This is a genomic window from Mesorhizobium sp. M1334, from assembly GCF_040317995.1.
GTDB lineage: Bacteria > Pseudomonadota > Alphaproteobacteria > Rhizobiales > Rhizobiaceae > Mesorhizobium.
Genome location: NZ_JAMYLM010000027.1, coordinates 15,337 through 35,526 on the forward strand (window position 1 = coordinate 15,337; position 20,190 = coordinate 35,526).

15 protein-coding genes and 3 pseudogenes are annotated in these 20,190 nt (G+C 57.4%); 11 read left to right on the forward strand and 7 right to left on the reverse strand.

The annotated features are described in order from the left end of the window. Positions 1 to 136: 136 nt before the first annotated feature. Positions 137 to 1,150 (forward strand): glycine betaine/L-proline ABC transporter substrate-binding protein ProX, encoded by a 1,014-nt coding sequence (gene proX, locus NKH17_RS28770; RefSeq protein WP_352973018.1) that lies wholly within the window; start codon positions 137 to 139, stop codon positions 1,148 to 1,150. A gap of 112 nt (positions 1,151 to 1,262) precedes the next feature. Next, the gene (locus tag NKH17_RS28775) at positions 1,263 to 2,588 is read left to right on the forward strand and encodes an amidohydrolase family protein (RefSeq protein WP_352973021.1); all 1,326 of its coding nucleotides are present in this window, start codon (positions 1,263 to 1,265) and stop codon (positions 2,586 to 2,588) included. Positions 2,589 to 2,611: 23 nt separating this feature from the next. Here NKH17_RS28775 and NKH17_RS28780 read toward each other — a convergent pair whose 3' ends face one another. The 3 genes and pseudogenes from NKH17_RS28780 to NKH17_RS28790 form a co-directional block, all read right to left on the reverse strand. Then, positions 2,612 to 3,637, reverse strand: a complete 1,026-nt coding sequence (locus NKH17_RS28780; protein WP_352973023.1) for a quaternary amine ABC transporter ATP-binding protein — start codon at positions 3,635 to 3,637, stop codon at positions 2,612 to 2,614. A gap of 133 nt (positions 3,638 to 3,770) precedes the next feature. Continuing rightward, complete coding sequence (locus NKH17_RS28785) at positions 3,771 to 4,115, reverse strand: ABC transporter permease (protein ID WP_352973110.1); 345 nt, start codon at positions 4,113 to 4,115, stop codon at positions 3,771 to 3,773. 109 nt (positions 4,116 to 4,224) lie between these two features. Further along, positions 4,225 to 4,557, reverse strand: a pseudogene (locus NKH17_RS28790) (hypothetical protein); the annotation flags it as partial. A gap of 685 nt (positions 4,558 to 5,242) precedes the next feature. Here NKH17_RS28790 and NKH17_RS28795 point away from each other — a divergent pair. From NKH17_RS28795 to NKH17_RS28820, 6 genes and pseudogenes are all read left to right on the forward strand, one after another. Further along, a complete protein-coding gene (locus tag NKH17_RS28795; protein ID WP_352973025.1) occupies positions 5,243 to 5,866 on the forward strand; it encodes a TetR family transcriptional regulator in 624 nt (207 codons plus the stop codon). Between the two features lie 514 nt (positions 5,867 to 6,380). Then, on the forward strand, positions 6,381 to 7,157 hold the full coding sequence (locus NKH17_RS28800; RefSeq protein WP_352973026.1) for an SDR family oxidoreductase: 777 nt from the start codon (positions 6,381 to 6,383) through the stop codon (positions 7,155 to 7,157). A 137-nt stretch (positions 7,158 to 7,294) separates the two neighbouring features. Continuing rightward, positions 7,295 to 8,194, forward strand: coding sequence for a 3-dehydrocarnitine:acetyl-CoA trimethylamine transferase BcoG (bcoG, locus tag NKH17_RS28805; protein ID WP_352973028.1), 900 nt, complete (start codon positions 7,295 to 7,297; stop codon positions 8,192 to 8,194). Between the two features lie 79 nt (positions 8,195 to 8,273). Continuing rightward, a pseudogene (locus NKH17_RS28810) lies at positions 8,274 to 9,173 on the forward strand (3-hydroxyacyl-CoA dehydrogenase NAD-binding domain-containing protein); the annotation flags it as partial. 205 nt (positions 9,174 to 9,378) lie between these two features. Beyond that, positions 9,379 to 9,867 carry a hypothetical protein gene (locus NKH17_RS28815; RefSeq protein ID WP_352973030.1) on the forward strand — a complete coding sequence of 163 codons (489 nt, stop codon included), beginning with the start codon at positions 9,379 to 9,381 and terminating at the stop codon, positions 9,865 to 9,867. Between the two features lie 171 nt (positions 9,868 to 10,038). Then, positions 10,039 to 10,497 (forward strand): hypothetical protein, encoded by a 459-nt coding sequence (locus NKH17_RS28820; protein ID WP_352973032.1) that lies wholly within the window; start codon positions 10,039 to 10,041, stop codon positions 10,495 to 10,497. Positions 10,498 to 10,711: 214 nt separating this feature from the next. Here the strand turns inward: NKH17_RS28820 and NKH17_RS28825 are convergent. The 4 genes and pseudogenes from NKH17_RS28825 to NKH17_RS28840 all read right to left on the reverse strand — a co-directional run bounded on the left by NKH17_RS28825 (position 10,712) and on the right by NKH17_RS28840 (position 15,710). Then, positions 10,712 to 11,204, reverse strand: a pseudogene (locus NKH17_RS28825) (Lrp/AsnC family transcriptional regulator). 717 nt (positions 11,205 to 11,921) lie between these two features. Beyond that, positions 11,922 to 12,737, reverse strand: coding sequence for an enoyl-CoA hydratase-related protein (locus NKH17_RS28830; RefSeq protein ID WP_352973034.1), 816 nt, complete (start codon positions 12,735 to 12,737; stop codon positions 11,922 to 11,924). Further along, the gene (locus NKH17_RS28835) at positions 12,734 to 14,926 is read right to left on the reverse strand and encodes an acetate--CoA ligase family protein (protein WP_352973036.1); all 2,193 of its coding nucleotides are present in this window, start codon (positions 14,924 to 14,926) and stop codon (positions 12,734 to 12,736) included. The genes NKH17_RS28830 and NKH17_RS28835 overlap by 4 nt, the downstream gene beginning before the upstream one ends. Position 14,927: 1 nt before the next feature. Beyond that, on the reverse strand, positions 14,928 to 15,710 hold the full coding sequence (locus NKH17_RS28840; protein ID WP_352973038.1) for an enoyl-CoA hydratase/isomerase family protein: 783 nt from the start codon (positions 15,708 to 15,710) through the stop codon (positions 14,928 to 14,930). 331 nt (positions 15,711 to 16,041) lie between these two features. Between NKH17_RS28840 and NKH17_RS28845 the strand changes: the two genes are divergently transcribed. The 3 genes from NKH17_RS28845 to NKH17_RS28855 all read left to right on the forward strand — a co-directional run bounded on the left by NKH17_RS28845 (position 16,042) and on the right by NKH17_RS28855 (position 20,190). Beyond that, positions 16,042 to 16,965: a MurR/RpiR family transcriptional regulator gene (locus NKH17_RS28845; protein ID WP_352973040.1), complete on the forward strand. Its 924-nt coding sequence runs from the start codon at positions 16,042 to 16,044 to the stop codon at positions 16,963 to 16,965. Positions 16,966 to 17,399: 434 nt separating this feature from the next. Then, entirely contained in the window at positions 17,400 to 18,500 is a 1,101-nt protein-coding gene (locus tag NKH17_RS28850; RefSeq protein ID WP_352973042.1) for a serine hydrolase domain-containing protein, read from the forward strand. An 88-nt stretch (positions 18,501 to 18,588) separates the two neighbouring features. Beyond that, a complete protein-coding gene (locus NKH17_RS28855) occupies positions 18,589 to 20,190 on the forward strand; it encodes an ABC transporter substrate-binding protein (protein WP_352973044.1) in 1,602 nt (533 codons plus the stop codon).

A 20,190-nucleotide genomic window follows, 5' to 3' on the forward strand; every position in this document is an offset into this window, starting at 1 on the left:
ACACATGAGTATTTTGCAGTTTCAATGCCCCGCTCGTTGCGCTCCAATGATGGGGTACTGGGGTTCCGAGCATGCTGAGCACCAAATTGGCAGTGTCGGATCTTGGCGGTGAACCATAACAGAAGGGAGAACGTGGATGCGCTTGAATGGCAGGATGGGGCTACAGAAGGCCCTCGTAGTTGTGATGCTTAGTGCGGCAGCTGTGACGGGGGCTGTCGCAGACGATTTGCCCGGTAAAGGGGTTACCGTCCAACCTGCCGATCAGAACTATGTCAATGAATGGTTTCAAGGGGATCTGGTGAGCCTCGGGCTCAAGGACCTCGGATATGACGTGAAGGACTCGGCTTCCATGCAGATGCAGGCGGCGTTCGTCTCGGTTGCCAACGGCGATGCGACCTACTACCCCGCTTATTGGAACCCTCTTCATAAGTCCTTCTTTGAACAGGCCGGAGGCGAAGCGAAGCTGCAGCCCGTGGGCACCCTGGTGACCAACTCCATTCAGGGCTACCTGATTGACAAGAAGACGGCTGATGCCAACAACATCAAGACGATTAACCAGCTCAAAGACCCGGCTATCGCCAAGCTGTTTGATATCGACGGCGACGGGAAGGCCGACCTCTATGGCTGCGACCCCGGCTGGGGCTGCGAACGCGTCATCGAACACCAGCTGGATGCTTACGGCCTGCGAGACACAGTGCATCACCTGCAGGGCAGCTATGAAACGATCATTGCCGATGCGATCGAGCGCATCAAGGCAGGCAAGCCTACGCTGTATTATGCGTGGACGCCGAATTGGCTGAGCGCTGTCCTGCGGCCCGGTCAGGAAGTGGCATGGCTGACGGTGACGTCAACGGCGCTGCCAGACGACCAGGTTGGTGCCGTCACTGAGGTGCCTGGCATTGGAAATACCGGGTTTCCCGTAAACACCCAGCACGTGATCGCTAACACGGATTTCCTGACGAAAAATCCGGCCGCACGCAAGTGGTTCGAACTGGTGGCAGTCCCGATCGAGGACATTAATGCCGAGAATCTGCTCGAGCACGAAGGTCAGACCTCGGCCGCCCAGGTTCTTGCTCACGCCGAGGATTGGAAGGCCAAACACACGACGCAGTGGGACGCGTGGATTGCGGAAGCCAAGGCCGCTAAATAATTAGCGACCGCTTCTCGGATTTTGCCTATTGCCTGAACGTCTGCCGGCGGGATTCTATGAATTCTGCCGGCATTAGGTTTAGGCTCGGCCTGATCCATCAGCGAACGATTGAATGAAGGACAATATGGACTGGATTGAACAGATTGTCGCTGAAACGGACCTGGCAGACACCCATGAACACATCGTAGAGGAGTCACGACGGACGAAGGGGTCGAGCGGCTGGCTCTTCCCTTGCGATGATTGGGCCCTGCTTTTCAGAGAATATATGCAGGATGACCTCCACTGCGCGGGGATGAGCACTGCGGACGAATTGCGTTTTTACGATCCTGAGACGCCATCGATTGACAAGTTCAAGCTCGTACACCCGTTCTGGGAGCGTATCAAGCACACGGGCTACGCCCAGGCGTTCTCCCACACATTGCGCAACCTGTACGGAATCGAGTCGTTTTCGCTGAAGCACGTGGATGAGCTTGCCAGCAAATACCATGACCTCAAAAAGCCTGGTTATTATGAGCATGTGCTGAAGAATGTCAGCAGGTTAACCGACTGCCATGTCAATTCGCTTGAGCGGATTTTCATGGAGAGCGAGTCACCAGAGCTTCTGAAGCAGGATATTAGCATCCTGGAGCTCAGCCGGTGTAGCGCCGCCGACCTTCGCAAGGTTGAGAGCGAGACCGGTCTGACCATAAAAACTTTTGAGGATTGGCTTGCCGCGATCGACCACTTCTTCGAGCGCTACGGAAAGCAGGCCGTAGCGGTCAAATACCAGGGGGCCTATTCGCGGCGGTTGAATTTCGAACATGTTTCGAAACGCTCTGCCGCTGATTTCTTCAAAGCCCACCATGCCGAGCGGCCATTTATCGGGCCCCATGGGGAAAAGGTTCTACAGGATTACCTTTTCCACTATTGCGTCAAAAAAGCTGGTGAATACGGTCTCCCCGTGAAGCTGCATACCGGCTACTTTGCCACCAGGGACTCCATGCCGCTTGCATGGGTAAAGGAAAACGCCGCAGACCTTTGCAGCCTTCTGCAGGACTACCCCGAGGTCCGTTTTGTCCTGATGCACATTGGCTATCCCTACCAGGACGAAATCCTTGCTCTGTGCAAACAGTATAGCAATGCCTATGTGGATTTGTGCTGGGCCTGGATTGTCAATCCGGTGGCGAGCGTGCGCTTCCTAACGGAATTCTTGGTTGCCGTGCCGGCAAACAAGGTGCTGACCTTTGGAGGCGACTATATCATGGTGGAAAATGTCGTTGGCCACAGCGTTATCGCGCGCCAGGGCATCGCTGAGACGCTCTCGAACCTGGTCCAGCGAAACTGGGTGGACCATTCGGATATTCCCGAGCTGGCCGCACGCCTGATGAATGGAAATGCTCGGGAATTGTTTGGCAGTGCGGTGCATGAGAAAGCCGTAGCCTTGAGAAGCGACCCTTAACGCTTCGCTGATCTGATAGACCTTCACCCCTTAATGCCGAGGAGCAGATCCTTGCGGGAAATCGTTCCTATGGGCGTTTTATCGTCGAGTACGGTGATGTCCCCGTCGTGGTCGGTTGCCATTCCTATTAGGGTGCCAATAGTCGCGTCGGCGCTTGCGGTAGCACGGCTGTGCGCCGGCGCTTGGGAGCCGTCGATCGGTTTCATGATCTTGCGTGCAGTCACCAGGTCCAGCCTGGATATTCCTTTCACAAAATCGGCAACATAGTCATCGGTCGGTGCCGTGACGATTTCTTCAGGCGTGCCGACTTGTACAAATCGACCATCCTTCATGATTGCAATACGATCGCCCAGCCGGATCGCCTCATCGAGGTCGTGCGTGATGAAGATGGTGGTCTTTTTGAGCAGTCTCGAGAGTTCCATGAATTGCGCCTGTAACTGCCGCCGGATCAACGGATCCAATGCTGAAAAAGGCTCATCCATCAGCAGGATCTCTGGGTCGGCCGCCATGGCCCTGGCCAAGCCTACGCGTTGCTTCATGCCTCCGGATAGTTCTTCGGGATAGCGATGGGCCCATTCCTCAAGGCCAACGAGCTTGAGCTTTTCCCGTGCCTTGGCAGACCGTTCTGAACGCTTGGTGCCGCGGAGTTCCAGGCTTAGCGCAACGTTGTCTTCAACGTTCCTGTGCGGCAGCAAGGCCATGTTCTGGAAGACCATTCCAACGCTTGCAGAGCGAAGCGCTCGGAGGTCCCTGGAGTTCAACGCGTTGATGTTGCGGCCGGCGACGATAATTTCGCCAGCTGTCGGTTCCACTAACCGGTTGATATGCCGAACCAAGGTCGACTTACCTGACCCCGAGAGCCCCATGATGCAGAAGATTTTGCCTTCATTAACGGAAAACGAGACATCGGCCACAGCAGTTACGCAGCCGAACTGTCTCAGGATGTCCGACTTGGAGAGGCCTTGCTCCTGGATTGCCCGATAGGCCGCAGGAGAGCGGTCCCCAAAAATCTTCCACACGCCGGAGCACTGGATTACAGGCTTATTCATCGATCACCAAATTTGTGGGCTGGCACGGTATTCGGAAACGATCTACCCCACGCCCTCTTGACTTGCAGATTCGTCCCCAGGGCCTGACCAGCCCGTCCAGCCCATGGCACGATACCTATGGTTACGCGGGCTTTCAATTTGCACCCTTGGTGGGAGCGCCTAGCTCGTAAGCTTTTGGGCTCCGGCCAGATCCTTGAACTGACGACGATTTGAATAGCGCCAAAATGCGCTTAAAAGCTGCAACAGGTCCATGGTCCCAGATCTCGCCAGGCCGACGGCGGGGTCTAGCCAGCGCCTGTGTGAGGCGGTCGAGCACGATCGCAAGGGCTACAATGCCAAGCCCGCCGGTGGTCGCCAACCCGACATCCAAGCGGCCAATGCCCCGCAACACCATTTGGCCGAGCCCCCCAACGGCGATCATTGAAGCGACAACGACCATCGACAAAGACATCATGAGCGTCTGGTTGACGCGGGCCATAATTGTTGGGAGCGCCAGCGGCAGCTGGGCCTTCAGAAGCAACTGGCGGTCGTTTGCACCGAAGGCTCTTCATCGCCTCGATCACTTCTTCCGGCACCTGGACGATACCCAGATAAGTCAGACGGATCACGGGGGCGACTGCGAAGATGACCGTTACGATCACGCCTGGCACGTTGCCGATGCCGAACAGCATGACAATGGGCACGAGGTACACGAATGCAGGGATGGTCTGCATTCCGTCGAGTATTGGCCTAAGGACGGCATAAAGCCACTCGAAACGGGTTGCAGGATGCCGACCGGAATGCCTATGGCCAACGCAAAAATCAGCGCGGTCAGAACAATCGACAGCGTGATCATGGATTCCGTCCAGACGCCGATGAAGCCTACGAAGAACAGAATCACGCCCAAAACGGCAGCAAGACGCCAGCTCGCCAGCTGCCATGCTAAGAGAACGATCACGGCGACTACCACCAACGGCGGCGCGGACGTCATGAAAGACACCACCGACTGAAGGACCGTATCAAATGGCGCCTTCACAAGTTGGAAGACCGGACGGTAGTTATCGACCAGCCAGCGCAACGCTTCGCTGACCCACTGCGCCACGGGCAGGGTGCCGCATGCAAACGGATTTAACAAACTACATCCGCCCATCGTTGTTCCCCATTGGATTTGTGAGCCGGTTTACCTGAAGGCTAGCATGTTGAAACGAGGCGACGCCTCGTAAAAAAGTAGCCTGCCGAGTGACATTATTTCGGGGACGCTTCATGCAAGCCCCCGAGAAACAGTACCTTGCCAAGGTTGTCCCACGAATCCGGAACCCGGTCGACACCATCGGCGCGGGAACGCGGGCATTTTGTTATATTAATACCAAACATTGATAAGCGCCAGCTAACCTGGGAGCAGCTAACCTGGGAGCGGGGTGCGGGAAGACTCAGGAGAGGCAACTAGGTCGATGCAGCTTTTCGCTTCTAGATCATGCGGGTTATATACTCGGCATGATGCGAAAAGCGGTAAGGTCCGGGCTGCGGCTTAGACATTGCTTGTTAGGAGTATGCATCCCCCCGTATACGGGGACCGCACCGCCGTTGCGGCGGCCAAGGTGAGTCCTGGAGATAGTTTACAAGGCCATGCCAAAAAAAGTGGACGTTGAGGAAACACGGCTCCGGATTGCCAAGGCCGCTGGCAAAGCCATAGCGGCGAAGGGTATTTCCGCCGTAACAATGATCGATATTGCCAACGCAGCAGGCGTCACCACAGGAATGATAACCCACTATTTTGAGGGCAAAGCAGACATCATAGCTGCCGCCTTGCGCGTTCCATTTCTCAATATCGAACGCAAGATTGCGCGCCTGCTGAAGAAGGGAGAAAGGGATCTCGCAACGCTCCTTGACGTCTCAATACCCGCGTCAAAACTTCATGCTGACGACAGTACTATCTGGGTCAATTTCTGGGGCGTAATTGCTGCGGATGCCGAATATCGGAAGCTCAATCATACACTCCATCTCGAGGGTCGAAAGATTTACGACCATGTGATCCGCGCCGCTTGGCCGGAGAGCGACCACTGGTCCCCCGAGGTCTTCGAAACCGTACTTCGGTCGGTTATTACCTTCATTTTTGGCCTAGGAGCCGGTGGCGTCACAAATCGTGCAGTCTGGACAAGCTCGGTGCAAAGATCGCAGCTCCGCTTACATTTGAGCTTAATTCGCGGCTGGGCAGAACGAAACACCTCTATCGGTGCGAAAGCGAATTGAGAATTAGAAAGCACTTTACAATCAATGGGGGCGACGTAGCGGCCAACGTTAGGCCTCGAGTGTCATCGTTTTTGTTTGCGACCTGACGAAAAGACAGAACGTAACCAATCAGGCATGGCTGAGACGGCCCATGGTGTACGAGTGCCGCAGCTCCTACGTATAATGCCCGTTACATTCCGACCGCCTTAGACTGAGCAGTCTGGCGTCCTCCCCATATCAAATGGTGGTGAAGGCAGGCTTCGCAGCGGCTCGCGAAAGACTCGACATCGCGCCCTAGGGAAAATGCGCATAATCAATTACTTGCTGTGTATAGGGGGAACGCTTCGCCCACGTTCGACCGTTACCGCAGAGCTATCCGGCAGTGATAGGTTGCCTTGGGAATCTAACTTTGAGCTGCGCGCTGATCTTGACGATGGCCAATGGGATATATAATGACCATTCTATCTCGAAAGACTGCGCCTCCGGGCGGGGAGCCTGGAGAGACGGGAACTTCTCATGCGATCGGGAGAGCAAGATGGATCTGGCGTTAAAAGATAAGCGCGTTCTTATTACAGCGGGCGCTAACGGAATCGGGAAAGTCGTGGCAGAGCATTTCGTGGCCGAGGGCGCGAGAGTACTCGTTTGCGACGTCGACGATGAGGCAATTCGAAACGCCGAGGAAAAGGCGAACGTTATAGCAGTCAAAGCTGATGTGTCTGATTCAAAGGCGGTGGCGAAGCTGTTCGAGGAAATCGATCGCCGCCTGGGCGGCTTGGACGTTTTGATCAACAACGCCGGGACTTCTGGTCCCTCGAAGCCGGTCGAAGATGTGACGGATGAAGAATGGAGAGCGACCCTCGCGGTGAACGTCGACGGCGCATTCTACTGTGCGCGGGCGGCAGTGCCGCGCCTCAAGCAGGCGGGAGGCGGGACTGTCGTCAATATGTCCTCGACAGCGGGCTTTCTGCCTTACTCGCTTCGCACGCCGTATTGCACCGCCAAGTACGGCATTATCGGACTGACCGAGGTCATGGCCATGGAACTTGGTCCGCACAATATCAACGTCAACGCGATCTGCCCCGGCAACGTTGATTCGCCTAGGCTGGAACGCGTGAACCTGATGGCGTCGGCGTCACGCGGAATATCTATGGAACAGATCAACAAGACCATGCTCGAGCAGCAGTCTATGCGAAGACTGGTGAGCATGCATGATATTGCAGACATGATGGTATACCTTTGCAGTCCCCAGGGCCGCATCATCTCCGGACAGTCTCTAGCAGTGGATGGTCAAACCATCGCTACCGAATACTGACTTTGGCTTCGCTCGCCAGCGCGCCCTAATCACGTTCGGCCCGCTGTTTCCCACCGCTACAAAGCAAGCCACCGCCACTTTGTTGAAAGGGGCAGGGGCCTGCCGACGATCATCGCTCCTACGAAGAGGACAATCTGATGCCCCTTGCTATGAACCGAGAAGTTTTCATCACCTGTGCCGTGACGGGCTCAGGAGATACCGCGTCAACGTCACGTCACGTCCCTCGGTCTCCCAAAGAGATCGCATCTGCAGCAGTCGAGGCCGCCAAGGCTGGCGCTGCAATCGCGCACATTCACGTCCGCGATCCTGAGACTGGCGCGCCATCCCGCAAGAACGAACTCTACAAAGAGGTCACCGACCGAATCCGCCAGGCCGAGGTCGACATCGTGCTGAACATCACCGCAGGAATGGGCGGCGAAATTGTCTTCGGCAGCATTGAGGAGCCGTTTCCGCTGGCGCCGTCCTCCGACGTTATCGGCGCCACCGAGAGGTTCGCGCCGATCGCTGAATGTGCGCCTGAGATCTGCACACTCGACTGCGGCTCGATGAACTTCAACCTGCAGGACTACATCATGGCCAATACGCCGGGAACGCTCCGCGCGATGGCCAAGATGATGACGGATTTTGGTGTCAGGCCGGAGATTGAATGTTTTGACACTGGGCACTTGTGGTTCGCCAAGAAGCTGGTCGAAGAGGGCCAAATCGAAGATCCGGTGTTGGTTCAGCTGTGCATGGGGGTTCCGTGGGGTGCCCCCAATGACTTGACCACATTCATGGCGATGGTGAACGCCATCCCGCCGACCTGGACATTTTCAGCCTTTGGCATCGGCCGCGATGCAATGGCATATCCTGCCGCGGCAGTGCTGGCTGGCGGCAACATCCGAGTCGGCCTCGAAGACAACCTGTATGTCGCCAAGGGCCAGTTGGCCACCAATGGCCAACTGGTCGAAAGTGCCGTGAATATCGTTGAGAGCATGGGTGGCAAAATCATCGGTCCCGATGAGGTGCGTCGCAAGCTCAAGCTGACCAAGCGATAACCAGGTTCCTGCAGGACAGCGGGCATAGCCCGCTGTCCTTATAACCGCCGTCAAACCGGGATAGGAAGCGCAAGCGCACATGGATAAGTTCACTAAAGCAGCCTGTATTGGCGGCGGCGTTATAGGCGGTGCATGGGCGGCGCGATTTGTCTTGGCCGGTATTGATACGAGGATCTTCGATCCGCATCCGGACGCGCAGCGGCTCGTATCAGTGGTCATGGCCAATGCCGAGCGTGCCTATGAGATGCTCACGCAAGCGCCGCTTCCAGCCAGAGGCACCTTGAGCTTCAGCAGGTCTCTGGAGGAGGCTGTTCAGGGCGCGCAGTGGGTTCAGGAGAGTGTGCCGGAAAGTCTTGAAGTTAAGCGCCGTGTACTCAATCAGGTGGACGCTGCTGCGGACCCGCAAGCTCTGATCGGCTCTTCGACTTCTGGCCTGATGCCGACCGAGCTGCAGCGCGACATGAAGCATCCCGAGCGCATGTTCGTCGCTCATCCCTATAACCCTGTCTATTTGCTACCCCTTGCCGAGTTGGTTGGTGGGCAGAAAACTTCGAAATCAGCGCTTGAAGACGCCAAGGCCAAGCTTGCGACCGTCGGCATGACAGGCCTGATTATCAAGAAGGAGATCGACGCATTCGTTGGCGACCGCCTCCTCGAGGCTTTCTGGCGGGAAGCCCTTTGGCTGATCAAGGACGGCATCTGTGATACCGAGACGCTGGATAACGTCATTCGCTACTCGTTTGGGCTTCGTTGGGCGCAGATGGGGCTATTTGAGACGTATCGCATTGCCGGCGGGGAGGCAGGCATGCGCGACTTTCTTTCCAAGTACGGCCCCAGCCTGACATGGCCCTGGACCAAGTTGACCGACGTGGTCGACCTCGACGATGAATTGGTTGAAAAAATCGCAGCTCAGTCTGACGCACAGTCTGAATGTAGGTTCGATAGGCCAGTTTTTCGCCCTCGGGGGTCCGAAACAGTTCGGCCATGTGCATATGGGATAGGCCGCGTCTGGCTCTCTCCCGCTCGAGCGTCAGTGCAATGTTGGCGCGCAACGGGTTGTTGACCACGCCTCCGTCGTCTCGTTTCATAAATCGATGTAGTCGCACAAACCTGCCTTTTCGACCTGTCCTTTTTCGCGCGGATCATCCATAGTAAACTGTCAAATCTGCAGCGAGGAAAAGGCTATGACCATACTCAAATTCCTACTGGGGGCTGCCGTCGCGATCGCGGGCGCCGCAGCTCTTCCATCCCAATCAAAAGCGTCAGAATGGGGCCGTCAGGTCCTCCTATGTCTGTCCGGCGACTGGCAGGGTACCCCCTCATGCCACCCGCCAATTTACAAGTTGATTGCGGCGATGGAAGCCCCGGGTTTTAATTGGCCGACCTGTCCGCAAGCCAACTCCAGCGCGGCGAGATTTGAGAAGTATGAGGATTGTCCGTCTGGCTGGCAAGCAGTTGGCAGCTCCGAATCCGATCGGCCGGGCTTAGGTCAAGAACGGAACATCTGCCGCATCGCGGCCGATAGGCTCTCCTTGCCCGTCGTTTTCAAAAACAGCGGCCTCGGCGGGCATCATGGAGACGGATCACGTCAGGTCCAAATCGAAATCGACGGTAAGGTGGTGACGGCAAAAATCCAGACCGCGGGGAACGATCGGAGGGCATTCCCTTGGTAATGTCCCCACCTACTACACCATCCCTCGACCGATGCGCGGAAAGCCCTGGTTCATCGAGTATGATGACGCGAACAGCGTGCGCCAGAAAAACTGGTTCAATCTCAACATGCCATGAGCCAGGCGATCACGCAGGACGAGGTACTATGGGGTCGCAATTCAGGGAGGTTTGTAGTGTTGAAGGCGCTTCTCCTGTCCACTGTGATTTTGAACACAGGCGCAGTGTTGACGGCGGCTGGTCAGAGCGACAAGCCGCGATCAAGCGTGGACAATCCTATGTGGCCTGCTTCACTGAAATGGGACTGCAAGACCGCTGCCAAGATTGTATGCGAGCGTGATGGCGGTTGCTCAGTGACTGAGGACCGCTCTGGGTTTGTGCTGAACTACGGCAGCAACGAAGCTGAGTTCCCGGCCAGCAATGTCAGGATCAAACGCCACTATCAACAGACCGTTCAGGCAAGCCCTTTGCAGCAGGAGGTTAAAGTCGAACTGGCCGACAATCGCGTTCTTTGGCTGACGGCCGTGGATGCCAGCCGCACTTATTCGCAAGCATGGGTCGGCGCACTGAGCGAGTTGAAGGGTGGCGCGGTACTGATGGAATCCGAGGGAGTCTATTGCATGCCGCACAAGTAGTGCGCCGAGAGGGCAGGGGAGCGAAACCGATATGGTCTGGCCTCGAGCGCCAGGCACCGCGAGGCAGTCGAGCGCCTCATGGATGCGAGCGGGCAAAGTGAGGGGACTGGTCGAGGCCTGAACAGGGAGACTATTCGCCATCGACAGACAGCGGCCGATTGGATGCCGGCCCGCTATTGTACGCCTCGGCCAGAAGATCTCTGTGGACGCGCCACTACGATTGCGCCGGCAACAGCTCGGCCACCGGCAAAACAGTTTCATCCTTCACCGTCTTGGTAACAATGTAGGTGAAGTAGCGGTCGATACCGATTTCGCGCTCGAGCAAGCCGTCCACCAGCCGCTGGTAGGCATCGACGTCGCGCGCCATCACCTTCAGCACATAGTCGACTCCGCCGCCCACCGACCAGCAGGCGACGATCTCGGGGATGTCGCGGATGACGCGCTCGAAGCGGTCGAAATCGGCCTGGCGGTGGCTGGCCAGCGTCACCTCCCTCAGCACGGTGGCAGTCGGGACGATCAAACGCATGGCGATCCTGGCGTGATAGCCCCAAAACGATGCCGGCCTTTTCCTGCTTTCGCAGCCGCATCCAGCAAGGCGTCGGCGACAATCCGACCTTGTCGGCCAGCGCGAGTTTGGTAATGCGCCCGTCGCGCTGAATGGCGTCGAGAATTTTAAGATCATACAGATCGAGTTTGGCTGGGGCCAAGGCGTTCACCTTATCTTGACATTGCCACGTAGCGCCTCAATGGACTGAGGAGACGGAGCGCCAAACGCGCCGCATGATCATGGTAGCAACGCGTGCACCGCAGAAATGATGCCAAAGGTGGGCCGCTGAAGCATACTCTGGATCTGAGGAACAAAGGGCGAAAACGCACAGCACTCGACGATGATCCCGCCAAGAATTTCGCTCCGCAACTTATTTTCGCAAAGTTGGCTCAGTGTGGTCCCGATAAGGTTCCAGTCGTAAACGGCGTCAGGTCGGTTTATCTGTCGCCACGCTTCCGGTTCCTCAATCCCGGCCTTAATGATCCTGTCTGCCTGCAGTTCTGGCCACGCGGCACGCAAATGCGCGTGAGAAAGGGCCGGTGGGATCAAAGCAGATGAATGCGATCTTCTGTCTCGGCGGTGTAATAGCTGCGAGAACCGGTAGAAGCAGCAGGCTGGATGTCACGGTGGGGAGGCCGACGGTTTCTCTGATCAGGTCGCGATATAATACCGAATACGCGCAGTTCGAGATAATCGCGGAGCATCCGCGATCCTTCAGCCGGCGAGCGGCCTGGAGATAAGCATGCCGCACTGGTTCCTCGCGTTGCGCTCACCGACTTCCCTAACCTAACGTCAACCGCGAAGCATCTGCCACACTCATGTCCCATAATGAGTTTCCAGAATGACCGGCGTGGAAAACTGATTGGCCCGCGACTTGTTAGCGCCCTTGGAACAGGGCAGGCCGTTTGTCTAGGAATGCTTCGACCACTTCTAGATGATCCAAAGTATTGTGGCACATGCCCTGAAACACCGCGCAGAGATCGAGGTAATCAGGGAGGTCCAATCGCTGCGCCGCCATCAGCAACCGTTTGGCGAGTCGGAGTGCCTGAGGGGGTTTCCCAGCAATGGTTGCGGCAAGCTGCAGCGCTTGCGCCTGCAATTGGGAGGCAGCCGCGATCTCGAGCGCGATTCCCAGTCGTACAGCTTCCTCGGCGCGGACCAGACGCCCGGTAAAAATCAGCTCCGCCGCTCTTTGGGGACCGATCAGATCTTGCAGGAGCCAGGCACCGCCATTTCCCGGTACGATGCCAAGATTGATGAACGTGGAACCGAATACCGCGTCGTCTGCTGCAATACGGATGTCGCACATGGTCGCCAGATCGAAACCAGCACCGATTGCCGCGCCGTTGACCGCAGCAATGGCAGGTACCTCCAGGCGGTGCATGGCCTGGGCGATCCGCTGGATACCGCAGCGATAGCGATCCTGCACCTCAAAGACATCGCCAGCGAAGCTTCCTCTACGGTCCCGCATGTCCTTGACGTTGCCCCCGGCGGAAAACGCCTTGCCAGCTCCCGTCAAGACCAATACCGAGACGGCCGCACCGCCATTGATCCAGTCAATCGTTCGCACGATATCGTCGATGAGGGCCGTCCCGGTGAGCGCGTTACGGACGTCGTCGCGGTCCAGCACGAGCATGGCGACACGGTCGCTAATCTCGAGTTTCGAGTCGATCAGTTTTGGCAGATCCGTCATGCCTCAATCCCCTGCTTCTCTATCGACCGCGCTGTGGAGGACGCGACGAGAAGAATGCGCACATCGAGCACGGCTAGGCCGTCGGGATAGGCAAGGATGGGATTGAGGTCGATTTCGTCGATTTCCGGGAAGGCTTCAACGAAATCCGAAATACTCACCATCAAGTCGGCGAGCGCGTCTCGATCAACCGGTGCTCTCCCGCGCACGCCATCGAGAATCGCTTGCGCCTTGATTTCGTCCAACATTGCAAAGGCATCATTGCGTGAGATCGGAAGCGCGCGGAACACTACATCCCTAAGAACTTCGACGAGGACTCCGCCAAGACCGAACATTATAACGGGACCGTATGCTGCGTCGCGCACGATGCCGACGATGACTTCAACGCCCCCTTTGGCTGCCATTGGACTGACGAGGACGCCGGCAACATGCGGATTGGTTACTGCCGCCTTGGCATTGGCTACAATCTCAAGGAAGCCCCGGTGCACCGATGCGACGTCGGCGATATCGAGTTTGACTCCCCCAGCCTCAGTCTTGTGCAGGATGTCGCGAGATACGATTTTCATAGCGACGGGCTTTGTGCCGAGACGGAGAAAAGCCTCTTCGGCCTCTTTTTCATCCCCAGCCAGCAAAGCCGGAGCGAGATCCAGCCCGAAATCGCGCAAGCTGGCTCGCCCTTCGTGCTCCAAAACAACCCGCCTGCCTTCGGCCCTACAGCGCACAAGAACCTGCTCAAAGATTCTGCCGTTCTGCGCTCGCATTGGCGGCGACGATGCAAAGGTGCGGCCCACCTCACCGCGCTCTGCCAAGGCCTGCATACATCGCACGGCCGTTTCCAGAGAGCTGTGCACTGGGATGCCTGCGCGGTGCATGCCCAGGAGTGGTAACGGCCGCTGATCTGCCTGAAGCACACTGTACAGGCTGTGAACGACCACGGGCTTGCCGAACCGGCGTGGCATTGCGCCGATGAGGTTCGTGGCATCGATTTCTGCTGCTAGCAGGTCTTGAGAGAAACGGAGCGCGTAGCCGCCGTAAAGACCGGATATCAGAAGTCCATCCACCATCGGATCCTGCAAGAGAATCTCGGCGCAAGCGGCGAAAACCGAGGGGTCCGAATCCGTGCCTCCGGCTACGTCGACAGGATTGATGACCGATGCGGACGTAGGAAGTATCGCCGAAAGCCGCCGCCGCGTCTCTTCGCTCAGCGGGGCGAGCGCCAGTCCGCGCTCTGACAAGGCGTCGGCGGCAATTGTCGCGTGACCTCCGCCGTCCGCAAGGATGGCAAGGCGGCGCGAACGCAGGGGGGGCAGTAATGATAGCGCCTCCGCTATCGGCAGGATCTCATCGGACCGGTGTGCAAGGATTGCGCCGGCTTGCCTCAGCACGCCCTCGCTGACCGCATATTCGCCAGCCAAAGCGCCGGTATGAGATTTTGCGGAAATCCGTCCGGCACTTGTCCGACCCGACTTGTAAATGACAACTGGTTTCTCTAGCGAGATCCGCCTCAAGGCATTCAAAAAGCGGCGGCCGTCTTTTAGGCCTTCAACGTAGGCGATCACCACGTTGGTGTTGGGATCGGCCGCAAAGTAGTCGAGGTACTCGTCGAAGCGGATATCAGCCTCGTTACCTACCCCCACATAAGTGCTCAAACCTACCTGCCCGTTGGCTTGAGCTTCGGTGACGAGCGACAGCGCCATGTTGCCCGACTGGGACAAAAGGCCAATGCTACCCTTCCGCAAGTCCGAAAAGCCGACGAGATTGCAGGCTTTGTGAGTGTTGAACATGCCCGAGGTGTTTGGCCCGATGATCCTCACCCCGCCAGTCCGCGCAGCGGCTAGCATTGCATCCTGGAGCCGCTTGCCGTCATCGCCAGCCTCGCCAAAGCCACCCGCCAGAACCACGGCACCGCGCACTCCTTTCGCGGCGCATTCGGTGATGACTGACGCAACCGTCACGGCGGGAGTGCAGACCAGCGCAAGGTCGACAGGCCCCGGCAGGCTGCCCAGATCAGGCAGACACCTAACGCCGCAGATTTCGCTTTCCTTCGGATTAATCGGATAGATTGCTCCCGCATAGCCGTCATCCAGCAGTTTCCTTAGAGACCGATATCCGCGCTTGGCCGGATTCTTGGATGCACCGATAATCGCAATGGAGTCGGGGGACAGAATGTTGAGGAGGTCATTCGACGCCATGTTATTCCCCCCGAAAGATCGGCGAACGCTTTTCCGCGAAGGCGTCGACGCCCTCCTGCCAATCGCGCGTCGTCGAACAAAACATCATGCCCTCAAGCTCAGCAGTAAGAGCTGAGTCGAACGTCCCGTGAGCAGCTGACGCCAACTGCTCTTTGGCAAGCTGCATCGCGAATGGCGCCTTCTTTGACAGTTCGCTCGCCAAAGTGCGGATGCCTTCAACGAAATCCTCGTCGGGGATACAGCGTGAGGCCAGCCCAATCTGGACCGCTTCCGCTCCGTCGATCTGCCGGCCGAAGAAGATCAGCTCACGCGCTTTTGCGAGGCCGACAAGTCGTGGAAGGATATTCGTAGCCCCACCCCCGAGGAACGCGCCAAGGCCAATTTCGGGAAATCCGATCCGCGCCGATGCGGCCATGACCATAAAATCGCAAGCGAGAGCCATCTCGGCACCGGCGCCGAGGGCATATCCGTTCACGGCGGCAATGACCGGCTTCGGATGTGAGACCAGACGTCTACACACCCTTTGTTCGCTCATCAGATATTCTCGCCTATCGAAGGACGTGCGACCAGCCTTGTGCTCCTTCAAGTCGGCGCCCACACAAAACGCCCGCCCTTCTCCAGTCAAGACAATCACGCGAACGTCTTTGTCTCTTTCAGCCTGATCGAGAGCTGCCAGGACTTCGTCGTATAATTTCTGCACCACTGCGTTCAGGCGGTGCGGACGATTGAGACGAATTTCGGCGATACTGTCCTGGATTTCGTAGGCAACCGTTTCAAACATCATGTCCTTCCTAGTAACCCGATGGGCGGGGGTGGTCATGGTTGCGGGCAACATAACAGAGGCGATTTGATTTGCAACATATGTTTCACCATTACGCGAGTGAGCTGCATGGATCATGTTGAGACACGTGGGGAGCCGCGTCCTAGCTCGCCATTTGCGTTGCCAACAGCGGCCGGCTCATCAAGCTGGCCCATGCTTCGTTGCCACTGGGGCCAGCCGATTTGGCGCGGACGGCCCTGGAGTGTCACGATGCGGGAGCGGTCCGTGGGAAAGCCAATTGACCTAAAATGAAACATATGTTGCGCAAACTATATCGCTGCGCTAGGTAGGAGTCATGGCCGACGGACCTCTTTCGGAGCGATTGATCGCCCGCTTCGACACAATGTCGGAGCAGTTTCAATTGGCGGCGCGCTATATTATCGACCAACCACATGACGTCGCGCTGTTGTCAATGCGGGACCAGGCGCGTCTGGCCGGGGTCCAGCCGGCTACCATGACGCGACTGGCTAAGCATCTTGGCCTCACAGGTTACGACGAGCTTCGCGAAATCTATGCTGAGGCCGTTCGCAGCGGCGACGTCGGATTCGCCGGAAAAGCCGATGTACAAGCGATCGCTCAAAAACGTAAAGGCGATCATGGCCTTGCGCGCGAAATTCTCCGGGCTCAAGCGGCCGAGATTGTCCATCTTGCCGAGTCTCAACTTGACGCGATAGTATCAACAGCAAGACGCCTTGCAGCCGCCAAGTGCGTCTATTGCGTGGGATTGAGGTCGAGCCACGCAACTGCTTGGCATCTGCACTACATTCTTTCGATGATCAGGGAAAAGTCGGTTATGCTCGATGCGGTCGGCGGCACCGGTTCGGACGCATTGGCCCGTGCCTCCCGCAACGACGTGCTCTTCGCAACAAGCGTCTTTCCCTACACGCGCGTCACGGTCGAGATCGCCGAGTATGCGCATCGGCATGGCATTCCGATCGTTGCGATCACCGACAGCGAGGTTGCCCCGCTGGCCCGAGTGGCCGACGATGTCGTTCTTGTCCAGACGAAAAGTCCGTCGTTTTTCCACACGATGACACCGGCGTTCGCGGTCGCTGAAGTACTGGGCGCGCTGATCGCCGGGCAGGGTGCGGAGGCCTCGCGTGAGTCCCTACTCCGGTTTGATGCTCATCTTGCGGATTTCAGCACCCACTTGAAATCGAGAACCTGGACTAAAAAAGCCCGCTCGTTCGTTCGACCTCTCCTACGGCAAAGAAAATAGATGGCAAGGGACGCACAGCGATGCCAGCCGTGCCAGAGCGTTCCTCGAGCGAGACCACTGCCGAGAAGCCGTTGCCGGCGTCGAAGTAGTACTGGTCGACCGTCAGCGGATTCGTTCAGGCCTGAAACCCCTTAAATCTCGACACGCTTTAGAAAATTCCACCGGCTAACAACGATGATCCGGCCGTCGTCGGCTCCGCCGGTCGGGCCACCGTGCTCCACGACCAGCTGCCGTCTTGGGGTCCTCGCCCCGACCCATTCGTAATTGGCCGAGCTCGTTGCGCTCAAGGCGCAAAGCAACCCCACCACGTAGTTCGGTGCATTAGGGGGACCGGCATGAAACAGTTGACTCATTTTTCTAGATGTGCATCAATTGGCGCGCCGGAGAATGGTGACCGCGGATGCACCGCTGCTTCGACAATTGTGGAGAACGTAATGAGATTTGAAACCATCCTGTACGAACCGAATGAACCTTTCTCGCCCGCGTCGCCCGAAAGCGTTGGCATGTCGCTGCCACTCCTTAGGCACGCCGTCGAGACTGTTCATGCGTGGGTGGACGAGGACCGCATCGTTGGGGCGGCGATGCTGGTGATCTGCCGGAATCAAATCGTGTTGCACGAGACGGTCGGCTGGAGTGACCGAGAGCGCCAGATTCCCATGAAAACCGACACGATCTTCATGATGCGGTCAATGACGAAGCCGCTCCTCGGCACGGCCATCCTGATGTTGAAGGAAGAGGGGCGGTTGACGCTCGAGGACAGGGTGTCGAAGTATCTCCCGGCCTTTGATAATGAGCGTTCGCGCGACATTACAATCTACCAGCTTCTTACTCACACCTCCGGAATCACCGGCTCGATCGTTGAGGATATCGGGACCACGCGGTACGCTTCACTGCGGGAGGCGGTTGACGAGGTCGGTCGGAAAGGGCCCGAACATCCGCCCGGCACGCGATATGAATATAGTGATCCGGGCTCGAGCACTCTTGGGGCAGTTGTCGCCGAGATCTCCGGAATGCCTGTCGAAGACTTCATCACGACCCGAGTTTTGAAGCCGCTCGGGATGGGCGACTCGTTTTTAGACTTCAAGCTGCAGCCGGGCGATCCACGTGCAGGACGTGTGGCCGCAAGCTACCGCAGGGAGAACGGGGAGAGCGGCCCCTGGACAAAGTCCTGGGATAACACGCAACCGGAGGAAGTCCCGTTCTTCCGCGCCTCCGGCGGCCTTTTCGCGTCGGCTATCGATTATGCCAAGTTCCTGTCCAGTATGCTGCACAGTGGGCGCTTTGGCGATCGCCGCTTGCTGTCCGAGGATTCTGTCGAACTCGCCACGAGTCCAGGAGTAGTGTCGAAAGAATACGGTCTGCAGTGGCAGACATTCGGCGATTGTGTTTTTGGGCATGGCGGATTCCAAGGCACTTTATCTTGGGTTGATAAGGCAAATGACGTGATTGGCCTCTACTTGACTCAGTCGGAACGGACGGGGAACGCTACTCTTCCAGAGTTTAAGAAGCTGGTGGAGAGCACAATCGTGAAATAAGCGAGCTGATCCGCTCCAAAGGCTTTGCGCCTGGGAGCGGTCCCCACGATAAAATACGAAACGAGACTACTCAAACAGGGAGGAACACATGGAAATTTCTCGACGCGATCTCATCAAGCTGGGCGTATCCGCCGGAGCCGTTTTGTCGACTCCGTCTATCCTGCGCGCTCAGGCGGCTTCAGCAGACACGCGCGTGGTCCGCGTCGCGCTGGACCAACTCCCCTCGGGCTTCGACCCTCACAATTCGACAAGCGCCAACACTGGAAACCATGCCCTGGCTATCTATGATATGCTCTTTGCATTCGACTCCCAGCGGGTGGCGCGCCCGCAAATGATCGAAAACTGGGGTGTATCCGAGGACAGGATGACCTATACATTCGCGCTTCGGGACGGCTTGGGCTTTCACGACGGCACTCCAGTCACCGCAGCAGACTGTGTGGCTTCGATTCGACGGTGGGGCGCGGCTTCCTCGGGCGGAAAACTGCTCATGGAAAGGACCAAGGACGTTTCGAAGAAGGATGACAGAACCTTCACGATCGAGCTGACGGACCGATTTGAGCTTCTGATTGACGCGCTGGCCTCACCATCACAGCTTCTAGCTGTAATGCGAGAGAAGGACGCGAATCTTCCCCCAACGGAGCAAGTAACTGCCAATATCGGATCGGGGCCGTTCAAGTTTAATCAAGCTCTCGCTAAACCTGGCGCGAGCTTTACGTACGATCGCAATGAACGATACGTGCCCCGCAACGAGGCACCCGATGGATTAGCTGGGGGTAAGATCGTAAAAGTCGATCAAGTCATCTGGGAAAATATTTCCGATCAACAGACGGCTATCGCCGCGCTGCAGGCGGGAGAGATTGATTTCCTGGCTACTTGCCCCCCCGACTTCTATTCGACAATCGAGGGCGATCCCAACCTTCAGCTCCAGCTTGTGATCACGGGGGGGCAATGCATGTTCGCACGAGTAAACTTCCTCCAGCCGCCGTTCGACAACGTCAAGGCGCGTCAAGCGCTTTTGCACTTGGTTGATCAGGAGGCATTCCTGAGTGTGATTGCTCCCGACCCAAGATACCGCCACGCCATGACGTCGATGTTCGGCAATGGCTCGCCATACTCAAATGACGAAAACACGGGATGGTACAAGAAAGGCGGCGACCCGGACAAAGCCAAGCGGCTCTTCACGGAGGCCCGATACGCTGGCGAGAAGGTCGTCATTCTTGACTCTACTGACTGGGCACAGGGCGACGTTTCCGCCCAGCTACTGGCGTCAGAGCTGAAGAAAATCGGCGTCAATGCAGAGTTGGCACCGAGCGACTGGGCCGGCATTGTCGCGCGCCGAGCGAACAAGGGTCCTGTTGAAGGGGGTGGCTGGAACATTCACATATCGAGCTGGCCCAATGGCGCCCTCTCCGATCCAATTGGGTGCGCGCTCCTCAGCGCGAATGGCGAAAATGCTTGGTACGGCTGGCCAAAGAACGATGAATACGAGGCGCTACGCGCCAAATGGGCCGAAGTTGAAACGATGGATGAGCGCAAGGCTCTGGCGCGCAAGATGCAACATCTTTGGTGGGACTTTGTCGGAGCGACTTTCCTAGGTCAAGCCGTCTCGCCCTCTGCGCGCCGGAAGACGCTCACCGGCATGATAGGCGCTGACGGGCTGGTTCCGATGTGGAACATGGAAAAGGCTTGA